The following is a 26,706-nucleotide window of genomic DNA, read 5'->3' on the forward strand; positions in this document are numbered from 1 at the left end:
GACTCCTAAAAAATACCCTGTCTATTTGTAACAAACATTTATTAAATTGGTATTATTCGGTAATTGAAGATTTAACTAGATATCACAAGGCAGCTATTCTGATAACAGAAGGTAGAATAGAAAAGGTTTTTTAAGAGTATTATTTTTCTAAGTATAGGAATAGTGTTTTCCGGCCTATCTAGTTAGAGTAAATAAGCTCTTTCAACGAATATCTTGATAAAAGCGTTTCAGAAAAGTAGGTGAAATACCAAAGCCCCATAAAAAACCAATAAATAGATAAATCAAATTTGCTTGGAAAACTCCCCACTTAGCTACACGGCGATCGCTACTATGTACGAAATGATTTACCAAATAAATTCGTCCATATTTGATTAACTTCAAACATAAGTCAGCATCTTCCATAATCAGTAGATTAGTATCAAAACCCCCTACTTTCCAAAAATCTCCACGACGACAGAAAATTACTTGGTCTCCAAATAAAATTCGCAAACCTTTAAAGAATAAATGAGGACGAAAAATTAGAGGAGCATAAAAAGTTTTGAGATAATTATGCAAGGAAGTACCCCAGCGGGTAATTTCGGAATTACTCATAATCGAAATAAATCCACCACAAACAATATTTTGATTTAGCAACGTTTGGGAAATTATAGTAATTAAGTCATTAGGTACTATAGTATCTGCATGGAGAAAACATAGAATTTCTCCTGTTGCTATTTGAGCGCCTAGATTCATTTGTATGGAACGTCCACGTTGAGGAGAATAAATGACAGGAACTCCAAAGGAAAGAGCAATAGAAACTGTTTCATCTTCGCTGTAACTATCTACTACTAATATTTCTTTTGGTGGAGGGTTAAGTAAAGAAATATTTTTGAGAGTAAGCGGTAGGCAAGCTGCTTCATTGAGAGTAGGAATAATAATGGAAACATTGAGCATAGATTTATTGATATATTTTCATTAATGGATAATGGATAATGAATAATCGATAATTATCTCTGGTTTAAACCGCACATTAAAACCTTAACTATCGATAGTAAATCTGTTTAATACCTTGAGAAAAAAAGCTGATTACTGACTGTTAAGACTTGACTATTCCCAAAATCAATGTAAATTATATCAATTACCATGCATTAATGAGTAGTCCCAAAAAGTAAAATAGTTACCAAGACTCAAAGTTTGTTTTTGATAATTATTAGTCGGTCAGTAATTATTATTCCTAGTTTTCACCTCTCCTTCCACCTCCCACACTTCCCAACTCAATCACATATAGCAATATTTTCGAGAAATGGTATTAGGGGTTATCATATTAATTGAGAACTACTATTTTTTCTATTCCCTATTCCCTATTTTTGACCTCCAGAGAAAGTTAAGTTAATTTTGCACAGGTACTTATTACAACTAAGATTATGGATAAATCATCAATTATAGCATTACTGGAAGACTTGAAAAATTCCGACGAATTGATTAGGAATAAAGCTACCGGTGAACTATGGAAAATTTGGTTTGAAGAAAAAGGTATTGTTGGGTTAGAAGCAATTAAAAATTCAGAAAATTGCTTGGAAGCTGGAGAAATTGATCGGGCAAAAGCAGTATTAAATAAATTAATTGAGGATTTACCAGATTTTGCAGAAGCTTGGAATCGAAGAGCGGTTCTTTATTACACTTTAGGGCAGTACAGAAAGGGAGCAAAAGATTGTGAGATGGTGGTTAAATTGAATCCTTTTCATTTTGGAGCTTGGCATGGTTTGGGATTATGTTATGCAGGATTGGGAGAATATCGAGAAGCTATTTTAGCTTTTCAAAAAGCTTTAGAAATTCAGCCTTATGCTATTCAAAATCAAAGATTAATTTTGGAGTGTACGGCGAGGTTGAGCTAGACATATTTTCAATAATGGATAATGGATAATTGATAATTATTGATTACCTCTTCTGTAATAGAAGGATTGGCTAAAAGGAAGTTTTTTCTTATCTTGGTCGATTGGATATGGCGTTTTGGCTGTCACCGAGATGAAAAGCGGAGCTGCTCTGCGTTCTTCGGGAAACCTCGCTATCTCATCCTACGGAATGCTCCGCAAACGACCTCTTTTTCTCCATGAATGCAGAGGCTTTATACCTTAATTTTTCGGTAAGCATTCAGCTATTAGCATTCAAGCTTTCAGCAATATTTTTGATACTGATTTAATAAAAACAGCTTAATTTAATCAATTAATAGCTATGAAAAAAAATGACTTAGAATTTTATGATTTAAGTGCTGATGAATGGTGGGATAAAAGTTCTAAAATTTATGCTCTTTATTATCTCAATCAACCTAGGTTTAAATTTTTTGATAGATACATCCCTCAATGGCAAGGATTAAAAGTTTTGGATGTAGGCTGTGGGGGTGGTTTTTCCTGCGAGTTTCTGGCAAAAAAAGGAACCATAACTTATGGTATTGACTTTTCAGCAAAATGTATAGAAGCAGCTCAAAGACATAGTTGTGAAAATAGCTTGGATATTAACTATAAAATCGGGGTTGCTGAAAAATTGCCTTATCAAGATAATACTTTTGATGTTGTGATTTGTGTGGATGTTTTGGAACACGTTTCTAATTATCGTCAAGTTGTCTCAGAAATATATAGAGTCTTGAAACCTGGTGGTATTTTTTTCTATGACACGATAAATAGAAATTTTCAATCTCGATTTGTGATGATTTGGTTGATGGAAAATTTATTACGATTAATTCCTCTAGGGGTTCACGATTGGAATAATTTTATTCAACCAGAGGAGCTAAAAGAGTTGATGGTTTCTTTGGATTTTGTTGAGATAGAGATGAAAGGTTTTGACTTGTTTGGAGAAATAGGTTCTCTCTTGAGAGAGCTGAATATTTTCAGAAAAAATCTGAAATTCAGCAAGTCGTTACAAGTATTTATTCGGAAGTTAGTACAAGTCTGGAAGGCAAATATTCTCAACTATCAGCTATATCGAGAAACTGGGTCTTTTCAAGTTAGTCTAAATGAGGATCTGTCAATTATGTATATTGGTAAGGCAAGAAAAAGTCAGAAATTATGAATATTCTCTAGTTGGTTTTCGACTACTCAATTTTTCTGCTTTTGTCAGTGAGAGATGTTGCTTAAAACTCTCAATTTTTGTCAAAGTGAACTAGAAAGATTTGTCAAATCTATATATATAGATATTTATCAGAGTTGTTCTGTAGGAAATTTGATAAATGATGAAGTCTCAATGGTCAGATTTTTTCTGGTGTAATTCAGATTTTTCTGAATATTTTATCCTACATTCTGCACTTCAAAACTCTAGTATTAAGTGCGGGTAGTCAGTAGTCGTAGGGGCGATTTCCTACGGAACTCCGCAAACGCGAATCGCCCGTACAGTAGTCAGTAGGGAAGGATTCTAGCTAATTATATGGCTAAATCCAGTATTTATGCTAAATATTTGACTCAATAGAAAGGTCAATAAATACGCTCTATACAGTATAAATACTGATTAATTCCCAATTTTTTCTACTACTTTCAATGCTACAACTTGACGTGCGGAATGTGGGTTTTATCCTCGGTGTTCCAGTTATAAATGTTTCTAGTTTTATCAGTGAGAGATGTTGCTTAAAACTCTCAATTTTTTGTCACAGTAACCTAGAAAATTTTGTCTTGTATGTACATCTATATATGTAGGTAATTCTGAAGGAAATTTGATAAATGATGAAGTCTCAATAGTCAGATTTTTTCTGGTGTAATTCAGATTTTTCCGAATATTCTCTCGTCTGTTTTATAATTATCAATTTTTTTGGTTTTGTCAGTGAGAGATGTTGTTTAAGACTCTCAATTTTTTGTCAAAGTGAACTAGAAATATTTGTCAGATCTACATCTATATATATAAATATTTATCGAAGTCGCACTGAAGGAAAATTGATAAATTATCAGGTTTTGAGATTCATATTTTTTCTGGTGTGAGTAGAATTTTTCCAAATATTCTCTCCTGAATTTTCCAGTTATCAATTTTTCTACTTTTGTCAGTCAGAGATATTCGTTGAGACTCTCAATTTTTTGCCAAAGTGAACTGGAAAGATTTGTCTAAGTCTATATATATAGATATTTGCCAGAGTCACTTTAAAAGAAAATTGGTCAATTATGAGTTCTCGACAGTTAGATTTTGTTCTGCTGTGAGTAGTATTTTTCTGAATCTTCTGTCGATAGTTTTGTCACTTAGAGATTTTGGGTTAAACTATGTAGTCAGAATCAATCAAAAATTTTAATTAATGCCAATGTTCCCTGATTTTTTGCCAAAATTAACTGCAAGTCTGACCGAATCTACATCTATTTCTTTTGCTCAAAATATTGAGTATAAATCAATTTCTACTCCTCTCATTTCTCAGCAAATTAATACAACTTTTTTATCCAAAGGCCAGGGTGATACTCCAATTTTATTACTGCATGGTTTTGATAGTTCCATTTTTGAATTTCGTCGCCTTTTGCCATTACTTGCTACTCAAAATGAAACTTGGGCAGTGGATTTATTGGGGTTTGGTTTTACAGATAGATTGCCTAATTTAAAAATTAATCCAGGAGCGATCGCTAGTCATCTTTATTATTTCTGGAAAAGTTTGATAGATAAACCTGTTATTTTGGTTGGTGCTTCTATGGGTGGTGCTGCTGCTATTGATTTGACTTTGACTTATCCAGAGGTTGTGAAAAAGTTGGTATTAATTGATAGTGCTGGGATGCAAAGTAATCCAATTATCAGTAAGTTTATATTTCCTCCACTTGACTATTTTGCTACAGAGTTTTTGCGTCGCCCCCAGGTGCGAGAAAATATTAGCCGTGCTGCTTATTTTGATAAAAGTTTTGCTAGTTTAGACGCTAATATTTGTGCTAGATTGCATCTAGAAATGCCTCGTTGGAATAAAGCTTTAATTTCTTTTACTAAAAGTGGTGGGTATGGTAATTTTAAAGATAAATTGCCTTCTTTGAAACAGCAAACTTTGATTTTGTGGGGAGAGAATGATAAGATTTTGGGTACTGGTGATGCTGCTAAGTTGGAGGGAGCGATCGCTAATTCTGAACTGATTTGGATTCCTAATTGTGGTCATGTTCCTCATTTGGAACAATCCCAAGTTACTGCTAATTATATTCTTGATTTTATTAGAGAATAATAACACCAAATTTGGATACTATCAGATTAAAAATATACATTAAATATTCTTAATTTGAAAATCTAAATTTTTTAAATTTCTATATTTTCTAGTTCTATTATTTTCATAGCTTCTAAGTAGGTAGGCATAAATAAAGGTTAAAATAAAAAATATTCAAAAGAACCTAGAAGCAATTTCCTAAAAGGTTCTCACAGTTTTGAATCTTCATTGCTATTGTAGGGATAATTAAACCTACCTACTTAATTTATTTCCTCAATATATCTTGTGCAATCTTAATTGCTGTTTTTGCTCCTTTCTTATTTGCTGCGGCAAAGCAAAGTAAGAATAGAGGACTATTACATGAGTTATATAATAAAAGTGGATTTTCTGCCACTCCTTCAAAAATAGTTTTTAATCTATCAATAAAGTATTGCCCAATTGACTTACCGTCTACTGTTTTCTCTGTAAAAGAATAGAATCCAAATAAATTTTGCTCTCCTCTTACTTGGTAAAAAGTATCATACCAATCTGTTGTTCCAAAAATTTCATTTAGTTTGGTCTGATTTCCTTCTTCTATATTTCCATCTTTTTTGAGTAATCTATTAACTCCCATAATAGGAAACAAATACCACAAATCAATCGCCTTAGTTTGAGCAATTAATTCAACAGTATTCCACTTAACATCCATGCCAAAAGGATCTAAAAAAAGCACTGCTCGATGGCGTGTCCAATCTTTTAAACAGATATTTTTCAAGAATTCATTGGCTTCCTCATTAACAATAACTATATCATCAGCAAGTTGAGGGAAATCTATTTTAAGTTGATTTAACTCAGAAGCTTTACTTTCATTTTTTTCAATAAAAATATATTTATTAAACCTTGGTTTTACTTGTAGTGCTATTCTTGCAGAACCATCCAAAAATTTTTGTACTGCTAAGTCAGAAAATTCTGGAAATAGTAATGTATCTTTATATTCTATTTCTTTAATCTCTCGGTATCCTGTACCAGCAAAAGCATCTATATAAGCATAGTGAAAATTATATTTATTCATAATCGTAGCATAAGCACCTAAATATTTCCGTACTCGATTTAACTTATCTTCTGTCCAATTTCCACCAAATACTTGCTTTGCCATTATTTGTATCCTTTATTAATAATTACTTATCAAAATATTATATTTAAAATCCCAATCGACATACTAATAAATATGCTATACTTATTATATTATTTTTAGATAAAAACCAAGAAAAAAGTAATATTTTCATCAAAAACAAAAATGTCTATAATGTCTATTATTAAAGGGTCAGAAAAAATTGTAAATCCGCTTCAGGAGAGCGCCCTCAAAAAGAAAGGATTATGTGATTATGTAATTAATGTAGCATCTGGTTGTCTTCATGGATGTACTTTTTGTTATGTACCTTCTACTCCAGCAATTAGAACAAAACAAAAGGAATTACAAGAAAAAGGAATTAATAATCCTCAAATGGATTGGGGAAAATATTTATTAATTAGAGAAAATATACCTAAGCAATTAGAAGAAAAGTTAAGTCGTAAAAAGAAATGGCGCGAAACACCAGAAGGTAAAGGAGTAGTTTTATTATGTTCTGGAACAGACCCATATCAAAATTATCAAACAGCCAAAATTACTCGTCAAACTGTCGAAATATTATCTAAAAATAAGAGAAGATTAAGAATTTTAACTCGTAGTCCTTTATGGATAAATGATTTAGATATTCTTAATCAACCTAATATTACAGTTGGCATGAGTTTACCATTTTTAAATGATGAATTTAGTCTCAAAATTGAACCAAAATCACCTCCGCCTTCTAAGCGGTATGAAGCCTTACAAAAAGGTCATAAAGCTGGATGTAGATTGTATGTAGCTATGGCACCTACTCCTCCAATAATGACATTAGATGATTTAAAAGAAAATCTAGAACAAATTATGAAAATTAATCCAGAAGTAATATTTTGGGAACCTATTAATGCTCGTGGAACTAATGGTAAACGTATGATAGCAGCAGGTTTAGAATTTGCTAGTTCAGTTATGACTAAAAAATCATGGGCAGAAAATTTTATTAAACAATGGGAAGAGGTGGAAGAAGCAGCTAAAAGTGTTGGATGTTTAGATAAGCTTCATATTTGGCCAGACCCGGAATTAAAAGGTTTTGTAGAGGAAGAAAAATTAAATCGTTGGTTATATATGCCAACAATAGAAAAATGGTAGAAGGAAACAATTTTAAGTTTTACCCAACATCTACTTTTTCATAACTTGGAAAAATTACCAATTACTGCTAATCTTATGCTTTATTTTATTAGAGAAAATTAATTATGGATTCTTTCAATTTTTTGGAAAATCAACTCTTAGATATACCTTTTTTGCCAGAAAGTAATGAAATTAATAATCTAAATATTGCTTCTAGTTCAGAAACATTTCTCTCTGAATTAGAATTACAAGAATTTGAGACATCCGAGGCAAATTTATCTGAAACTAATGACTTTTTCACAGGGATTAGTTTTATCGAAAATGTCGGGCAAATCAATAATTCTGATATTGAGTATTTAGCAAAAGCAAATAACTATGATTTACTATTTGCTCAAGATAAAATTATCTTTAGTTCTACTCAAAATATCGAAGGTGAAAGTACCTCAGATGTCGTGACGTTAAATTTTGAGAATGCTAACTCTAACCCCAATATAAATCCTCTCAATAAACTACCGGGAGTTGCTAACTTTTTCCAAGGTAATGACTTAAATAATTGGCATATGGATCTGCCGACTTATGCCGCTATTGAGTATGAAAATTTATATCAGGGTATTGACCTTATATATAGTAGTATCGGTGGCAACCTAAAAAGAGATTTTATTGTTGCTCCCGGTGGCGATACTTCTCAAATTGTTCTCAATTATAGTGGAGTTGAAGAAATTAGTATTCTCGCCGATGGTACTCTGTCTATAGATACAGAATTAGGAGAATTATATGAAGCACCCCCAATTGCTTATCAAGAAATAGATGGTCAGCAAATTGAAGTTGAAGTTGCCTATCAATTACTTGAAAACAATCAAGTAGGATTCGATATTGGAGAATATAACAAAGACTATGAATTAATTATTGACCCTACTATAGAATATTCTACACTAATCGGCGGAAATGGTTTTGACCGTGGCAATGGCATTGCTGTAGATGTTGCCGGAAATGTTTATATAACTGGAGATACTACTTCTGTTGATTTTCCCACATTAAATGCTATTCAACCAGAATTTAATGGTGGGGGAGCAGTGTTTAATAACGATGCTTTTGTGACTAAATTTGACCAAAATGGAACTGTTCTTTGGTCTACTTATTTGGGGGGAAGTAACGATGAATTTGGTATAGATATTGCAGTAGATATTGCTGGTGGAGTTTACATTACAGGCAATACTAATTCCCTAGACTTTCTAACAGTTAATGCCTTCCAAACTGCTTATGGTGGAGGTAGTTTTAACGGCGATGCTTTTGTGACAAAACTTTCTAGTTTAGGTAATAGCGTGCAATATTCTACTTACCTTGGTGGTAGAGATGAAGATATCAGTAGGGGTATTGCTGTAGATAATAATGGTAATGCTTTTGTAACAGGAAGTACCGGAGGTTTTTCCCCATTTCCTGCCGAGCCAGTTCCTGGTTTTGCGGACTTTCCCACAACAGAAAATGCTTTTCAAACCACTACTACTAATAACGTGAATCGAGATGCTTTTGTGACTAAATTATCGAGAAATGGCAGAACTTTAGAATATTCAACCTTATTAGGAGGTTTCGATTTAGATTCAGGAATTGATATTGATGTAGACAATAATGGTAATGCTTATGTAACAGGTTCAACTAGGTCTTTTGACTTCCCGCTTCAGAACCCTCTGCAAAATTTTTATGGTGGGGATAGCGATATTTTTGTTACTAAATTAAATCCGGAAGGTAGCGACTTACTTTTCTCAACTTTTTATGGTCGAGGTGATGGAGATGCTGGTAGTGGTATTGCTATAGATTTAGCTGAAAATATTTATGTTTCTGGTACAACAGGAACTCGTATTCTTGAGGGAGATATTGCTGTTTCTCCTGTGGGAGATTTTCCTGCTTTTAGTGGATTTCAAAATTTATTTGGGGGCGGTAGTAGTGATGCTATTGTGATGAAAATTAATCGGGATAATAGTTTAGGATATGCGAGTTTTTTAGGTGGAAATAGTAGTGAATTTGGTAATGATATTGCTCTAGATAATTTGGGTAATGCTTATGTAACGGGTAGCACTGGTTCTGTGAATTTTCCAATTATTAATGAGTTTCAAGAAGGTGTTGGTTTGGGATTACCGGATGATGTTTTTGTTAGTAAAGTTTCTAGTAGTGGAATGTTTTTAGATTTTTCTGCCACTATTGGTGGTGTGGGGAATGAGTCAGGAAATGGTATTGCGATAGATCCTGCTCAAAATACTTATGTGGTTGGTTTTTCTGATTCTATAGATTTTCCGATTATTAATGCTTTAAACAGTTTTGGTTTAGAATCTAATGCTTTTGTGGCTAAGATTATTCCAGATATTATGCCACCTGATACTTTTCAAAATTTTATTCAGTATGTGAGCGAACAAAGAATTAATCCGATAGAAATATATTTTGATGAGGAGTTTTATTTAGAAAATAATCCTGATGTAGTTCAACTGATACAAAATGGTTTATTTTCAAATGGTTTAGATCATTTTATTAATAGAGGTCAATTTCAAGGGCGTAACCCCAGTCTTTTGTTTGATGAAATTACTTATCTACTCGAAAATCCTGGTGTTAGTCAAGCTATAGCAAATAATGTTTTTAAGAGTGGATTCGATCATTTTGTTAATGTTGGATTTTTTGAAGGTCGTGATGAACGTTCTATTGAATTTGATGAAAGATTTTATTTAACTTCTAATCCCATCGTAGCTTTAGCAGTAGAAAATGCCGTTTTTAATAGTGGATTTGAACATTTTATTCTATTTGGTGAAGCTGAAGGGCGAGCAGGGAATAATTTATAAATAATTAGGGAGTAGGGGAGCTAAGGAGTGAGTTAGAAGTAAACATTTATGAAATTGGTCTAATACCAATTCCCAAAAGTAATGCTATACTTCAGCCATACTTCAACAGTCAAATATATACTAGCATTCAAAGTATGTTTTTGAGAATTTAAGTTTATTTAGTATATATTATTCCTACTTTTACCTCTCCTCATACTTCCCCAGCCAATTAAATATAGCATTTTTTTTGATCAATGCTACAATATCAGACCCGGTAGTATCGGTATAAAAAAGTGCAAAAACCGGGTTTGTCTTAAATACTCGGCTGTATAACATCTACCTCCCACAAACCCGGTTTATTACAACACTCCGAAGCTAGGGGATTTGATATAACCCATCTACCTTCTGCGTTACCTTAATAATAAACCTTCTTCCTAAACCGGATTTAGTTATGGCTTGCTGATTAAATCTCAAAGTATTGACAGATATAAGTAAGTATCTTTTTAGGTCTTGAAAAAGTACCTGGTTTCCAGTTCTTCATGCTCAAAAAGGAGCACATTTATGGCGCATAGTTGGGCAAAAAAATTACTCCTCTACTCCCCAATTATTGTTATTCCGTTATCTCAAGTTGGATTAATTAACTACAATATAAAAAATGAGACTCATATACCTTACCTGACTCCTAAATCATACAATAACTAATTACCAGAATTTAACACTACTGGATTGTTTGATCTTAAATGCTGCAATAGTAGGGGCGGCTTTTAGTGGAAATTTTCATACTTACTCTAAGATTTATAGAACCCCTAAGCGTATCTCCATAAAATAGGTCGGAGGGATAATAAATTGATAATTTATGGGTAATAATTGATTTAATGATTGGATTTTGGGAGATATCTAATACACCCTATCTCCCCATCTCCCCCTCTACTTTTAAATAGATACCAAATGGATTCTATATAAACCCGCCCTAATGCACAGCCATTAGTTGAAACAGTCCACTACTTACTCTTTCTTGCCAATTTAACAACAATCTTGAATCGGAGCATTAATTAAAGCATCATACCACTTATTACCTAATAAACTCTTAAATCTATGCTTTATCTCTGGATCATTAGGATTATTCCGACGTAAGTTTAATAACTCTGTAATACTCTCATGCCACAAATTATTTTCCTGATAAATATCAATTTTTTCTATAAGAGTTTCAGCCGATTTTAACTGACTAATCAAACTATCACTTGCTGCTATCCTTAATATCAATCCTTGAACTAGCACCGACTCATCGTCTCCACAATCAAGAGTAAATTCCCAACGATAAGAACTATCTATCTCTAAAGGTGGTGCAGAAGAGGGTAATTTCCAACTAATAAATCCTCGTTCAGATTCAACATTAAATTTAGTCTCATAAATTTTCTTCTGCTCAATCTCATCGTTTAAAACGAACTGAATACTGCTAGAAGGAGGAATATACAACCAAAAAGTCGGATGACTTGCCAAACTGTCCACAGTATCCTGCTCTGTAGGAATTAAAACTAAAAAAGGCTTTTCCTTTTCCGAACAACTCCCACCACGAACACCGCGACTACCTCCGATATCTGTACTATCCTTTCCTGTATTACCTCCTCTATCCTTTCCCGTATTACCTCCTTTATCCTTATCGGCCAATTTATATTGAACAAGGGGTTGAAATTTAGGGATAGGAGGTTCTACTGCCCTGACTTGTTTAGCTATCCCCGCACTAAGCCCACAAATACTAATAATAACAACAGCAAATTGTTTGATTTTCATAATTTTATCCCTTAAAAATAATTTTGCAAAATATAGTCAAGTCTAATCAAATTTGTATGATTTACCTTTTTCCTTTACTCACTAATTTTGAATAATTGCATAGATTGAATATCAATAATTAACTATTGAATCTTCAAAATAATATCTATATATTAAATTATCTGCTTCATTTTTTGTGAATTATTTTAATTGTCTGGATAAATTAAAATTCAAACGAGACTGATAAATATCTAGTAGTTTGTCAAGATTAATTTGATGGGTAAGCTATTAAATTTTTTCCCTTGTCTACTTTTGAGCATTTTTTGAATTCAAAACTGCTCGATTCAAAGTTCGGTGGTGGTGCATAGTAATGGTAGAGAGAGTGTGGGGAGATGGGGAGATGGGGAGATGGGGGGATGGGGAGTGCGGGAGAAATTAAAAATTATATAACTTAACCATTACCATGCAAGACTACCACTTAATTTAATAATTGTTTAATTAAGGATATAAGTCTCGTTCTTCTCCAGAGCAAAAAAAATTAAAAACATCTTCCTTATTTCAAACCTCTTGCAACAGCCACGAGGTAATAATTTTGAATTTTAGCGAAGCGACTTAACCATTGTTTAAATTCAAAACTGCTCAATTCAAAGTTCAAAAATTTTAGTTCGTTCCTTAATTTCAATAATTGTTTAATTAAGGATTCAAGCCTCGTTCTTCAAAGAGCGAAAAAATCAAAAATATTTTCCTTATTTCAAACCTCTGACTTGAGGCAAAGGTTATAATTTTTAATTAAAAATTATTAATTGATTTGAACTTTATCTTCCCAGTCAGCATCTCAAGCCACAACTTCAAAATTTATAGCCTATTATTTTACCATAATATTCTATGAAATAAAAAAATGTGCATAAGTTGTCACAAAAATTCTATTGCATCCTCTGGACGTGCAAAAAAATGCACAATGACTAGGTGAAAGTTAAATTTTGTGCGTTTTTTCACAACAAACTTGTAATTAAATGCAATTTTTCGCTACTTCACAATTGGCTTAGTTAGAATACTTGTGATTAAACAAAAACATGAGACAAATTATTTTATTTAATCAACTTGTTTGCTGGAAACAACGAATTATTGGGCTTAATTTTTGTTGAAGACTTGCTAATTGTAAATTTATTTACCGATCGCGATGTCACTATCTCTTAACCAAGTTTTCGATCCATCCTATTATTTAACCGTTAATTCAGAAGTAGAAGACTTAATTGTTGCAGGAAAGTTCAATAGTCCAATACAACACTTTGAAGCAATAGGTATTGATCAAGGACTAAGCTTCTCACCTTATATTGATATTAAATACTATAAAACTCTTGCCAATCCAAATTTAGCATCCCTTTCCAATCGTGAAGCCTTTGATTCTTTTCTCTTTGAGGGGGAGTTGCTCTTCCTGTATCTGAAGCAGCTAACTGAGAGGATGTCCCTGGGTTTTTCACAAAAATTGCGATCGCGAAAGCTTGAAGCTTTGAGCAAAAAAATGTATTCATATCAAGTAGGTGGTAGCCTCAGAAATAATCATCCCACCTATGTAACAAGAAAAGCGGATATTGAACTTTATGAATCCTTAAAACAAGGAGAATTTTGTTACGTTTTCAACAGCAGACAAATGGGAAAATCTTCCCTGCTACTCAAAACAGTGAATCAGCTAAAACAACAAGAATTTTGCTGTACTTCCCTGGATATGAGTCTGATTGGCAATAAAAATATTACTCCCATTCAATGGTATAAAGGAATAATATTTGAACTATATCGAGGCTTAAATTTATCCAAAAAAATCAATTTAAAATCTTGGTGGTATGAGCAAGGTGACATTTCTGGGTTACAGGCTCTAAGTTACTGGATAGAATTACTTCTCAGGGAAAAATTTCCCCAACAAAACATTATCATATTTATAGATGAAATTGATAGTATTCTCGACCTCGAATTTGCCGTAGATGACTTTTTTGATCTGATTCGGTATTATTACAATCAACGAGCAATAAACCCAAAATATAATCGTCTCACATTTGCAATTTTTGGAGCAGGTACACCCTTAGACTTAATAGCAGATAAAAAACGCACACCATTTAAGATTGGTCAAGCTATAGAATTGTCAGATTTTCAAATTGAAGAATTACAACCATTATTAACAGGAATTAAACCTTATACAGATAACCCATCATTAGTATTAAAAGAAATATTAGCCTGGACAAACGGGCAACCATTCCTGACCCAAAAAATCTGCTATTTAATCGAAATAACAGGATTATCAAATCTCGATCGAAAAATGAAAATTCCCGCCGGAATGGAAAAAAATTGGGTAGAATTATTGGTCAAATCAAAAATAATAGACAACTGGGAAAACCAAGACGAACCGGAACATTTAATTACAATTAGAGACAGGATACTCCGGAACAAAAAACGGGCTGGTAGATTACTAGAAATTTATCAAAAAATCTTAGAAAATACTCAAATTAAAATAGATAATAGTCCATCAGAAACAGAACTGTTATTGTCAGGGATAGTGATTAAAAGCCAGGGATTCTTAAGAGTAAAAAATAAAATTTATCAACAAACATTTAACAAAGAATGGGTAGAAAAAAAATTACAGCAGATTTCGGACAAATGAGGTACTATTTTGAATAGTAAAATTCTTGTGGTGCGTGTATCTTGCTCAAAAAATGTGTACCTCACGGGCAACGGGAAGTGCTTTTATTTGAAAAGGAGAAGCTTTAAACCAAATCTGGATAATTAATATACCCAAGTCATTGCGACTGGAACGGAGTCGAAGGAAGCAATCTCATGGGTGCGCGGAGATTGCTTGCTATCGTCGGAATGACGACTGTTCAACGGAATTTTATATTAAACCAAATTGATTAATTATCCATTATTAATTATCCATTATCCATTATCCATTATTAATTACCAAGGACTACCAACCATAGTAAACCCCGCCCAATAATAAGGATGAGATAAATTTTTATTCTCAAACTTTCCTAATGCCGACGGCAAAACCACCGCTGTATGGGTTCCACTTCCCTTTAACTCTCCATCTTCAATAATCACCTCCCCTCGCAACATAGCTAACTGTGCCTGTCTTAATGCCTCTGCCTTAATCTTAGCATTATTCAAATGAGTATAAAACTCTGTCATCAACCCCAATGTACCCTCATCATTCACATACCAAATACTAGCCAAAGCTGACTTTACTCCTGCTGCTACTGCTAACCCCGCAAACCCTAATTCAGCATTTCTGTCCCCCACAGCAGTGCGACAAGCAGACAATACTAACAATTCTACGGCAGGTTGACTCCAACCTAACTGCCTAACTTGGTTTAACTTTATTTGTTCATCACCCCACAGTTGAATATAAGAGTTACTAGCCTTACCGGGTAAGAATTCTGCATGAGTAGATAGATGAATAATAGGATAAGGATAATTTTGGCGTTGGGCAACCAGGTTATCACGAGTAAATTCTTGATTGAGGAATTGACTACCCTGCCACAATTTTTGGGAAATAGTTTCTAACTCCACAGGTACTGCTGGTAAGGGATCTTGCTCAATAAATTTACTTGCCCCCATTGCTAATAGTTGAGTATCTTGAAGTGGGCGATAGTTAGTATCCATTAAACTCACACTAGGAATTAAACTAATACTATATTTTTCGATTAGAAATTCTTCCCCATCATGCAATACTCCTACAGGTAAAGTCCGTAAACCTTCATCCATACTAAATAGTAAAGTGTCGATATTTGCGATTTCTAATTCTGCTGATATAGGTGCGATGAGCCAATCATATAATTGTTGTGCAGGTTGCAGATAATTATCCGTATGACGGCTGGCTCGATTAATAATTTTACCACGCAATTGTAATACTAATTTTATTAGTTGTTTACGATTAGCTTCGGAAATAATTTTAATAATTGGTTGACCTGATTTAGTAAATAATATTATCTGTAATTGATCTAGTTCAGCATTAATATAAATAACAGCAGATTCTTTTCCAGTTTTATTTGCCATGTCTGTTAAAAGATCCCGGACATTTTTTGTATTGACTAATTCTTCGTTAAAGTCTTCTCCAAAGTAATCTGAATATTCTTTAATCCGGTTTTCTTCTAACATCATTACCATTTGTTCTGAACCTGTGGCAACTGTGAGGGGATTGGTATTAACAGTATCAATTATGTTTAATATTTCTTGAGTGTCGGTGGTATTATTGATAGATGATTCTGTTTGTTCTTGAGCTGTGGCTGTATTAGTTGTTTGGTTATTATTACTGGGGGTAGTGGTTGAAATTATATCGGAAATTATGGTTGTTGAGAAACTATTGGTTTCTACATTTGTAGTGGCATTATTTGTGAAATTGTTCGAGGTATTTGTATTATCCTGGGGATTGTTTTGATTTACAAGAAGATTAACAATTGAATTATTATTATTATTATTGTTAGAAATTCCTGAGATACTATCTATGTTTAAATTCATTTGTGGGTTTTGAATAATTATAGATTCATTGCCTGCATTAACATTTATACCGTTAGTATTTTGACTTCCGCCAGCTATTAAATTGGTAGTAGCATCATTAGTGGCATTAACATTAAAATCACCAATATCCTGGTCTCCACCAGCAGTAAAATTAGTAGCAGCATCATTAGTGGCATTAACATTAACATCACCGATATCTTGGTCTCCACCAGCAGTAAAATTGGTAGTAGCATCATTAGTGGCATTAACATTAACATCACCAATATCCTGGTCTCCACCAGCAGTAAAATTGGTAGTGGCATCATTTCCAGCATTCACATTAACATCACTAATATCCTGGTTTCCACCAGCAGTAAAATTGGTAGTGGCATCATTTTCAGCATTCACATCAATATCTTCTATAGCTTGATTTTCTCCTGACTCAATATTAATATTTGCATCTCCCTCTCCTGCTGTTATATCAATATCTTCTGTGGTAATATCCTCTGTTGCTCTGAGTATTAAATCTCCTATTGTGCCATCAGAGCTGATTTCTATATCATAAGTTGTAATGGAGCCGTCTGTTGCTTCGACATTTATTTCTCCAGCGCTGGTTGTACCAATGGAGCTTAAGTCTCCTGTACCCACTTCTTCTCCGTTAATAAATATACTGCCACTACTTCCTGCTGGTGCTTGTGTGGTAACGTTGCCTGTATTTACTTGTGCTGTGCGACTTTGAATGATTAAATCTCCACTTTCTGTGGCTCCAAAGGATGATACATTTGCTAAATTCACGCTTTCAGAAGCATTCAATGTGATGTTTCCAGCTATTCCTTGGGTTGAGAAAGAATCTATATTTCCATTGTTGGAATCAATATTACCTATTTCACTTTCTACTGTAATATCTCCTCCCTGTTCCATTCCTTCTGAGCGAATGCCACTAATGGCTATGTTTCCTGGGGATGTGAGGTTAACATCTCCTCCTATTCCTTCTGTGGAAAATGTGTTTAATGCTCCTTCAGCATTGATGCTGTTTTGACTGCGACTGTCTATGGTAATATCTCCTCCCCGTTGTGTTCCCTGGGAGAGTATGTTTTCTATGTTGACTGAACCTTCTGCTTTGATGTTGACGTTTCCGGCAGTTCCTCTTTTTGAGAATGTTTCTATTGCTTGGGTAACATTAATTTCTCCTTGTTGACTTGTGATCCTAACATCTCCGCCTGTCGTGGGTTCGTTTGGGTTGAGGGCGCTTGCTTCTAATTTGCCTGTAGTAATATTTTCTCCAGCGTTGAGACTAATATTTCCGGTACCTTCTGGGGAACGAGAGTTTATTGTTCCGGCGGTGGTGTCGATTCTGCTGTTGTTGCTGTTGAGGGTGATGTTTCCGGCGACTCCTTGGGTGGCTTCTCCTTGGGGTAGTGGAATGAGAGTAAAGTTTTGGTTGACTATTATTCTGTCTCTGACAAACCCTGATGCTAGGTCAATTTGACCTGTTTCTATTGCGCCATCCGCAATAATATCAATTTTTCCTGTATGGCCGTCATCTGCACCGGAATATATTCTGGCAGTTGTGGTGTTAATATTGTTTCCTGCTTCGAGAATAATATCTCCCCCTCTCCCTACTGTCCCGCTCCTCTGATCCTCTGGCGGTTCGGATGCGGAGATAATATTACTGTTTTCTCTAATCTTAATGTCACCTCCTGCTTTAATAATTATTTGACCTCCATCTGCATCAGCGAATGAATAAATGTTATTAGTAGTAATATTTCCTTGAGGTGCAGTCAGGATAACGTTGCCGGCGTCACCTCTTCCTGAATAATTGGCTAGGAATTGGCTGTTACTGGTGTCAATATTTCCAGTTTCTGATCTAATAATAATTTCACCGCCTTGTTGTTGTCCGTGGGAATTTATGGTGTTGGTTTTTATGTCTGTTTTTGCTCTGAGGGTGACATCTCCAGCGTTTGCTCCTTCTGAAAATGATTGAATTGGTTGGGTGGCATTAATTTCTCCTTGTTCGCTGGTAATACTAATGTTGCCTCCGTCGGCGGTTTCGGTTTTATTTTTTGCTTGGGAGGTAATAATTCCTGTGGTAATATTTTCTTGGGTGGTGATGTCTATTGTGCCTGCGTTTCCGGTATCGGTACTTTTGGCAGAAATGGTACTATTTGGAGCGGTCATTTTTCCTGTGTTAATGGTGATGCTGCCGCCGTTGCCTGCCCCTTTGGTTTCTGTTAATATTCTACCTTCTAGTTGAAATGTTTGTGTAGGGTTAATGTTGATGCTGCCTCCGTCTCCACTGTCGGATGTGGATGCTGATATTGTTGTATTTTCCCCTATTGTGAGGTTTTCGGTTTCGATGTTAATGATACCTCCGTTGCCTGATCCTGTGGTTTCGACTGTTATTCTGCCTGATCCTGAAATATTGATATTTTCTGGAGCAAGTATATTGATGTTACCTCCGCCTCCGGTTGATAAGGTGCGGGCGGATATGAAGCCTTTTTCTTTGAAAGTAATATTGAGAACTGGGTCTCCATTTCCCCTCCTGGGAGGGGTTAGGGGTGGGTTTCCATCTCCCCATCTCCCTATCTCCCCCTCTCCCCCTCTCCCCATCCCCCCATCTCTCCTATATGGCTTAATAGTGAGACTCCCGGCGGGGGACTTGCTTGCTGTTTCGGCGAATATTCCGAGTCTTCCTGAGATGAATAGTTCGTTGGCGTTGATGGTGATGTTGCCTCCTGCTTCTGTGTTGGTTGCTCCTTTTTTGGCTGTGGCAGTTATTTGGGCATCTTCTCCTATTGTGAGTTCTTGGGTAGTTATTTGTATGTCTCCTGCTTTTCCTTTGCTGTTGGTTTCGGTGGTGAGACTTGTGCCTTTTTCTAGAGTGAATTCTGTGGTGTTGATGTTGATTTGCCCTGCGTTGCCTTTGTCTTCTGTAGAGGCGGATATAGCTACTCCATCAGATATTCTGAGGTTTTCTGTTTGGATGTCAATAATTCCGGCGTTGCCTATGTCTGTTGTTTCTACAGCGATGAAGCCTTCCCCTAATATGTTTATGTTTTCTGGAGCAGAGATGAATATGTTGCCTCCGTTGCCTATAGAGGAGGTGGAGGCGGAAATGAAGCCGTCGTTGCCGAAATTGATGTCTAGGTCTGAGTTGTTTTTGTAGGGTGAAAGGGTTAGAGTACCTGCGTTGGCGGTGGCTTCAGTTTCGGCAAATATTCCGAGTTTTCCTGAAATGTTAAGGGTGTCGGTGTTGATAGTGATGTTGCCTCCGTCTCCGTTGCTGGTTGAGCCTATTACTACTGTGGCAGTGATTTGGGAATCTTCCCCGATGTCTACGGTGTTGGCTTCGATGGTTATGTCTCCAGAGTTTCCTGCGCCTGTGGTTTCTGTGATGAGGTTGGTGCTTTGGTCTAGGTTGAGGGTGTTGGCTTGGATGTTTATGGTGCCTGCGTTGCCTGCGTTTTCTCTAGTTTCTGTACTAGCTTGGAGCTTGCTGCTGTTGGTGAGTAGGATGTCTTGCTCAGTTTCTAAGGTTATGTTGCCTGCGTTGCCTTGGGCGTTGGTGGTGCTGAGGATGTCGGTGTTGTTGAGGGTGATGTTGCCTTGGCTGTAGATGTGGACATTTCCAGCCTCTTGGTCGCCTTTGGTGTCGCTTTCGATGGTGACGTTGTTGAGGTTGAGGTTGCCATTGCTGATGATGGAGACGGGGCCTGATTGGCCTTCTGTTCCTCCTAGATCTATTTGTACTTCTCCGCCAAAAGGTAATTGTATAGTTACTTGTTTACTTGTGATAATGGATGAGTCATTAAGTTCAAGGTTTCCTTGTGGTTGACTTTCTATTATTACCTCTCCTGATTTTCCGTGGGAAGATAGTGAGAGTATTTCTGTGTTGCTGAGATTGTTAGTGGTAATGTTAACCTCTCCACCATTCGCGGAAGTGTCGTTTATTCCTACTGAGAATGTTCTGATTGCTGGATTAAATTTGATCGTATCTGCTTTCAGAGAAATGGCTCCCCCATTCCCTGAGTTGCCTGCCTCCGAAGCGGAAGCGGAATTGATATCTGTTGTAGAGAGATCGCTCTGTACCTCCACAGAAATAGCTCCCCCATTCCCTGAGTTCCCTCCACCCGAATAGGAATAAGACCTGATATCTGTTGTAGAGAGATCGCCCTGTGCCTCCACAGAAATAGCTCCCCCATTCCCTGAGTTGCCTGCAAACGAAGAGGAAGAAGAATCGAGGTTTTCTGTAGAGATATTGCCCTCCACCGACAGAGAAATGGCTCCCCCATTCCCTGAATTGCCTTCAGACGATTCGTTAAGGGACATGGAATGGAGCAAATCTGTAGATATATTGCCCCCCGCCTCTAGAGAAATAGCTCCTCCATTCCCTGAGTTCCCCGCACCCGAAAAGGAATAGGACAAGAATGATGCTGTAGAGATATCGCCCCCCGCCACCAGAGAAATGGCTCCCCCATTCCCTGAGTTGCCTGTAATCAATTGGGAATAAGACCATAACCATGCTGTAGAGATATCGCCCCCCGCCACTAGAGATATGTCTCCCCCATTCCCTGTCGAGCTGCCTGCAAAGGATTCGTCAATGGAAAAGGAATTGAGCAATGCTGTAGAGATATCGCCTCCCGCCACCAGAGAAATGGCTCCCCCATTCCCTGAATTGCCTCCAAACGACCTGGAAAAAGACCAGAGCGATGCTGTAGAGATATCGCCCCCCGCCACCAGAGAAATAGCTCCTCCATTCTCTGAGTTGCCTGCATCCAAATAGGAATAAGACCAGAGGGATGCCGTAGTAATATCGCCCCCTGCCTCTAGAGAAATAGCTCCCCCATTTCCTGAGTTGCCTGCTAATGTCCTGGAATAGGAAAATAGCGATGCTGTAGTAATATCTCCTACTGCCTTTATCTCTACATTACCCCCATCTCGATCAACGGATGAAGTATCCAATGAATATATATCAATATTGCCAGAGAAAGCATTAAGGTTAATATCACCGCCAATTCCTTGAATAGAACTAGAATTAATCAACCCTGTCATAATATTGTTGTTAGCCTTTAGGTCAACTCTTCCCCCATTACCAGTTTCGCTGAAACTGCGAAGATTTACTACATTAATATCACTATGAGTTGCTTCTAGAGCAATTGCCCCACTATTTCCATTTCCTCTTCCTCCAGCAACCTGAATCAGAGGATTACGCAGCAACAGTTCTGTCCCTGTGGCCGTTCCCCAGGGAGCATCTTCACCAGCTCTGTACAAAGTGCCATTGTTGAATACGGGACGAGTATCTGTCACCCTCAAAGTCCAAGTTCCATTGGGGCTTTCTCCATTAAAATCTGTTAAACTTCCTTGGGGAATATATGCACCATTAAACGGAACACCACCAGAGTTAATACTTGTAGAAGCATTATCATCCAACACAGTATCCTGAAAGTTTTGTCCACCACCACCAACACCAGCAAACAATGTTACTTCCTGACCTTGAGGTGATTTGAGAGCGACTGCTAGGTCTCCATTGAAAGTATGTTGTGCAGAGAAGCGTACATCTAGATTTTCTACATTTCCTAACTCACCGTCTACAGTAAAAGTAAAGGTTGCACCTTCTCCTGGTATCGGTCCCCCCTCATCCACATCTATAGCAGCAATTAATTCACCACCACCAGAATAAACAGGCAACCAAGAAGTATCAATATTCCCCAAAATAATTCCAGCACCTGCAATAGTCAAATTCCGCCCATTCGTCTTAATAGTATCCGCCCCATTCTCAAACCTATTCGGATCGCTCCCAACATCTGCCTCATTATCCAACATCTGAACAACACCAATTCCATCCCCATCGACATCCGCACGAAATTCTATCTCCCCACCCCCAGGCAGAAATTCCAACACATCATCCTCTATATCCTCAACGGTAATATTATTTTTCGCCTCTAACTTAACATCTGCATCCCCAGAAGTTTCATCAAATTCATCATTTATCCGAATATTAGTAGCAGACAAAGAAACACTTTCCCCACCACCTTTAATTCCACTACCTGTAGCAACAATATCTCCTGTAGCTTCAATATTAATAGCACCATCCGCAGAAATATTTTCTGTTAATGTCACATTGACTGCGCTCTTAATTTCTAACTTTCCTCTACTTCCTGAATCTTGATTTGATAAATCTATCTTTCCAGAAATAAATACATTTCCTGGTGTATCAGCAATTATTGTATTATCTGTTAATTCTAATTCACCATTATTATTAACAATTATGGATGTGGCGTGTTTTTGCTTTCCACCTGTTAAGAGTTCGGATAAAGATAGGGGGGATAAATTAGAAATATTTTCGATTTTTGACTCTACTTCTAAACTTAATAAATGTCCTGGTTGAGATATTCTTAGGGTACTACCGCCTTCTACTGCTGCAATGGTGATATTTCCGTTTTTTGTAGAGAGTTCTCCTGTATTAATAATTGTGCCACCTAATAAGGTTAAATTTTTTCCAGAGCTTAAATTTCCTTCATTAACTATTGCGCCTGGGTTAGATAGATCAAATTTATATCCACTAGGGTTTCCGACTAATTTTGAATAGTCGTTTGTTCCCATTGCTTTAAACCAGAAATTGTTGTTGTCAAAGCCAATTCCTGTGGCTGTGGTGACGCTGAATGAGGCGGGTATGTTGAGGCTGGCATTTGGACCAAACATTATGCCTGCGGGATTCATTAGGAAGAGGTTGGAGTTACCTCCGATGACTTGAATTAAGCCGTTAATGTATGAAGCCTTGCCTCCTGTGACTCGACCGAAAATATTGCTAGTGTCTGGAGTGGTAAGGAAATTCGCAGTTTGGTTGGTGTGGAGGTTAAATTTGTCGAAACTATGGAAGAGGTTAGCTCCGCTGCGGGTGCCACCTTTAATGTTGAATTGGTTGCCTTGTGGGGTAACGGTGGTGTTGGTGCCATCATTAGCGGGAGTTATAGGTTGGGAATTGGCGGGAGTTGCGGTCAATGCTCCTAAAATTATGGTAAAGGCAGTTATACTGTAAGATTGTACAAAAATAGGTTTCATTAAAAATATTCAATACTAGGAGATAGGAGAGCTAAAGAGTTTCTTAGTTGTGCGTAGCGCTATATCTGTGGCGCTAAAGCACAACAACGAAGCTTTATTACAGCAGTTTCAGAGTTAGTGAGGTATAAAATTTTATCACCTTAGTTTAGTAAGGAAGAGAGATTAGTTTTCAACTGTACCTCACCATCCTAAAAAGTGCTGTAAAAATAATATTATTTATTATAGATTTCTTGAAAAAATATTTTATGCTATAATTATAAAGTTAACCTTCAGTTTGTTTTCCCATTGATAAAATTGTCATAATCTCTTAGGTTTTTTGAGTAGTTGAGTAGAAGCGATCGCTGTTATAAAAAATATTAAAAATAGTGGAGGAAAAAATAGTTCAGCTTTCTGATAGTCAACAGTTCAAGCCTTAATATTTTGTTGACAAACACTCTCTAATATAGAATCCAGGTAATTACTACACCCAAGTCATTGCGACTGGAACGGAGTGGAAGGAAGCAATCTCAGGGGTGCGCGGAGATTGCTTCCTATCGTCGCAATAACGACTGTTCAATCGGATTCTATCTAATATCATGTTCGGTTGAATACTTATAAATAACGTAGGGAGGAGTCAGGAGTCGTAGGAGCGATTCGCGAATCGCCCGTACAGGAGTCGGGAGAGAAAGAGTAAATTAGAGCAAGTTAAGAATGTTTATTATAACTGATTATCCGAACATGATATAACTCTCTAATGCTCTAATTATCCATTATCAATTATCCATTATCCATTATTAATTACCAAGGACTGCCAACCATAGTAAACCCTGACCAATAATAAGGATGAGATAAATCTTGATTTCTAAACTTCCTTAACGTTGGCGGTAACACCACTGCGCCACGAGCAGTTGTTCCCCTCAACTGCCCATCTGCAATAACTACCTCCCCTCGCAACATTGCTAACTGTGCCTGTCTTAACGCCTCTGCTTTAATCTTGGAATCATTCAAATGAGTATAAAACTCTGTCATTAATCCCAATGTACCCTCATCACTCACATACCAGATACTTGCTAAAGCTGACTTCACACCTGCTGCTACTGCCAACCCCGCATACCCTAATTCCGCATTTCTGTCTCCCACAGCAGTGCGACAAGCTGACAATACCAATAACTCAACCGCAGGTTCATTCCAACCTAACTCCCGCACTTGATCTAACTTTATTTGTTCATCACCCCACAGTTGAATATAAGAGTTACTAGCGTTACCAGGTAAAAATTCTGCATGAGTAGCTAAATGAATAATAGGATAGGGATAATTTTTTCGTTCATTTAACAAGTTATTGCGAGTAAAGTTTTCATTGATGAATTTGCTACCTTGCCATAACTCTTGGGAAATTGTTTCTAATTCTACGGGTACTGCTGGTAAGGGGTCTTGCTCCATAAATTTACTTGCACCCATAGCTAATACTTGAGTATCTTGAAGTGGGCGATAATTAGTATCCATTAAAGTCATACTAGGAATCAAACTAATACTATATTTTTCTATTAGAAATTCTTCCCCGTTATGTAATGCTGCAATAGGTAAAGTTCGTAAACCTTCATCCATACTAAATAGTAAAGTGTCGATATTTGCTGCTGCTAATTCTGCTGATATAGGTGCAATGATCCAATCATATAATTGTTGTGCTGCTGGTAGATAGCTCTTAGTATTACGACGGGCAGGATTCGTAATGTGTGCGCGTAATTTAAGCACAACTTTCATTAGTTTTTTCCGTTTGGCTTCGGGAATAGTTTTAATAATTGGCTTACCATCTTTGGTATATAAGATTATTTGTAATTGGTCTGAATAAGTATTAACATAAACAACTGCTGATTCTTTTCCTGTTTGAGCAGCCATGTCTGTCAAAATATCTCTGACGTTTTTTGTGTTAGTCAATTCTTCCTTAAAGTCTTCTCCAAAATATTCTGAATATTCTTGGCTCCGGCTTGTTTCTAACATTGTTACCATTGGCTCAGAAGCTGTACTGACTTTTAGAGAATTGGTATTAACACTATCAATTATCTTTAATATTTGTTGACTATCAGTAGCATGGTTGGTAGACTCTTCTGTCTGTTCTTGACTTGTGCCAGTATTTTTTGTTTGGTTGTTGTTACTGGGGGTTGTATCATTCAGATTGACTGATATTTGGCTTGTATTTTGATTGATTTCTTGGCTGTGAATATTGATTGATTCATTGCCAAAATTTTGATTGATATTTCCTAGATTTTGCTGACCACGGGCAGTTTGAATATTGGTGGTATTATTTCCTGCAGTTTGATTGATATTTCCTAGATTTTGTTGACCACGGGCAGTTTGAATATTGGTAGTATTATTTCCTACAGTTTGATTGATATTTCCTAGATTTTGTTGACCACGGGCAGTTTGAATATTGGTAGTATTATTTCCTACAGTTTGATTGATATTTCCTGTTGTAATGTCGCCAAATGTTGCTTGAATGTTAGTGATATCATTACCTGCGGTTTGAGTGATATTTTCTGTGGTGATGTTTCCGCCTATAACTGAAATATTGGTATTGTCATTAGTAGTAACTTGGCCACCGTTAGTCTGAATATTAATAGTGTTATTATTAGTATTATTAACCCTTGTGTTTTGATTATTTATGGTATTATCCCTAGCAGTTTGATTAATATTTCCTGTAACTATATTGCCTGTATTAGCTTGAATATTGTTAGTGTTATTGTTGACTACATCTCCTGTGTTGGTTTGAATGTTGGCTCTGTTATTATTGATGGTATTCAATCCTGTGTTTTGATTGTTAATAGCATCATTGCCTGCGGTTTGAGTAATATTTTCTGTGGTGATATTACCTGTATTGGCTTCTATGTTGGTGACAATATTGTTGGCTACATTTCCTGTATTGGTTTGTATGTTAGCTGTGTTATTGTTATTGGCATTAACGGCTGTGTTTTGACTGTTGAGAACATCATTGCCTGCGGTTTGAGTGATAGTATTGTTGAATATATCCCCTGTACTCGCTTGAATATTAGTAGTGTTATTGTTGGCGACACTTCCTGTATTGGTTTGTATGTTGGCTGTGTTATTGTTAGTGGCATTAACGGCTGTGTTTTGACTGTTGAGAACATCATTACCTGTAGTTTGAGTGATATTTTCTGTGGTTATGCTACCTGTGTTAGCTTCTATATTAGTAATGATATTGTTTGTGGCGTCACCTGTTTCTGTTTGTGTATTAGCTATATTTTCGTTGTTGATATTAACACTGG

At 36.2% G+C, this 26,706-nt stretch carries 11 protein-coding genes; 6 read left to right on the forward strand and 5 right to left on the reverse strand.

The genetic code is table 11. From position 1 onward, the window contains the following. Positions 1–201 precede the first annotated feature (201 nt). Positions 202–933: a TIGR04283 family arsenosugar biosynthesis glycosyltransferase gene (locus tag ACP6PL_RS07965; RefSeq protein ID WP_426544312.1), complete on the reverse strand. Its 732-nt coding sequence runs from the start codon at positions 931–933 to the stop codon at positions 202–204. A gap of 470 nt (positions 934–1,403) precedes the next feature. Here ACP6PL_RS07965 and ACP6PL_RS07970 point away from each other — a divergent pair, with 470 nt between their 5' ends. The 3 genes from ACP6PL_RS07970 (at position 1,404) to ACP6PL_RS07980 (ending at position 5,140) form a co-directional block, all read left to right on the forward strand. Next, positions 1,404–1,874 (forward strand): tetratricopeptide repeat protein, encoded by a 471-nt coding sequence (locus tag ACP6PL_RS07970; protein ID WP_426544314.1) that lies wholly within the window; start codon positions 1,404–1,406, stop codon positions 1,872–1,874. 337 nt (positions 1,875–2,211) lie between these two features. Then, on the forward strand, positions 2,212–3,045 hold the full coding sequence (gene ubiG / locus ACP6PL_RS07975) for a bifunctional 2-polyprenyl-6-hydroxyphenol methylase/3-demethylubiquinol 3-O-methyltransferase UbiG (protein WP_426544316.1): 834 nt from the start codon (positions 2,212–2,214) through the stop codon (positions 3,043–3,045). Between the two features lie 1,207 nt (positions 3,046–4,252). Continuing rightward, on the forward strand, positions 4,253–5,140 hold the full coding sequence (locus tag ACP6PL_RS07980) for an alpha/beta fold hydrolase (RefSeq protein ID WP_426544332.1): 888 nt from the start codon (positions 4,253–4,255) through the stop codon (positions 5,138–5,140). 244 nt (positions 5,141–5,384) lie between these two features. On the opposite strand, the gene ACP6PL_RS07985 is transcribed toward ACP6PL_RS07980, so the two are convergent. Then, positions 5,385–6,254, reverse strand: a complete 870-nt coding sequence (locus ACP6PL_RS07985) for a three-Cys-motif partner protein TcmP (protein ID WP_426544318.1) — start codon at positions 6,252–6,254, stop codon at positions 5,385–5,387. Positions 6,255–6,395: 141 nt separating this feature from the next. On the opposite strand from ACP6PL_RS07985, the gene ACP6PL_RS07990 reads away from it, so the two are divergent. Together ACP6PL_RS07990 and ACP6PL_RS07995 are read left to right on the forward strand one after the other, a co-directional pair. Further along, entirely contained in the window at positions 6,396–7,346 is a 951-nt protein-coding gene (locus tag ACP6PL_RS07990) for an SPL family radical SAM protein (protein ID WP_426544320.1), read from the forward strand. Between the two features lie 104 nt (positions 7,347–7,450). Further along, positions 7,451–10,150, forward strand: a complete 2,700-nt coding sequence (locus tag ACP6PL_RS07995; RefSeq protein ID WP_426544322.1) for a DUF7948 domain-containing protein — start codon at positions 7,451–7,453, stop codon at positions 10,148–10,150. 1,002 nt (positions 10,151–11,152) lie between these two features. Here the strand turns inward: ACP6PL_RS07995 and ACP6PL_RS08000 are convergent. After that, complete coding sequence (locus tag ACP6PL_RS08000) at positions 11,153–11,920, reverse strand: DUF928 domain-containing protein (protein ID WP_426544324.1); 768 nt, start codon at positions 11,918–11,920, stop codon at positions 11,153–11,155. A gap of 1,159 nt (positions 11,921–13,079) precedes the next feature. Here ACP6PL_RS08000 and ACP6PL_RS08005 point away from each other — a divergent pair. Next, positions 13,080–14,552 (forward strand): AAA-like domain-containing protein, encoded by a 1,473-nt coding sequence (locus ACP6PL_RS08005; protein WP_426544326.1) that lies wholly within the window; start codon positions 13,080–13,082, stop codon positions 14,550–14,552. 293 nt (positions 14,553–14,845) lie between these two features. Here the strand turns inward: ACP6PL_RS08005 and ACP6PL_RS08010 are convergent, their stop codons facing one another. Both ACP6PL_RS08010 and ACP6PL_RS08015 read right to left on the reverse strand, forming a co-directional pair. Next, positions 14,846–23,446: a CHAT domain-containing protein gene (locus tag ACP6PL_RS08010; protein ID WP_426544328.1), complete on the reverse strand. Its 8,601-nt coding sequence runs from the start codon at positions 23,444–23,446 to the stop codon at positions 14,846–14,848. A 777-nt stretch (positions 23,447–24,223) separates the two neighbouring features. Then, a partial coding sequence (locus ACP6PL_RS08015) for a CHAT domain-containing protein (RefSeq protein ID WP_426544330.1) occupies positions 24,224–26,706 on the reverse strand: 2,483 nt, incomplete at its 5' end.

The sequence above is a fragment of the Dapis purpurea BLCC-M126 genome, from assembly GCF_050015975.1.
In the GTDB taxonomy this organism is placed as follows: Bacteria; Cyanobacteriota; Cyanobacteriia; order Cyanobacteriales; family Microcoleaceae; genus Trichodesmium.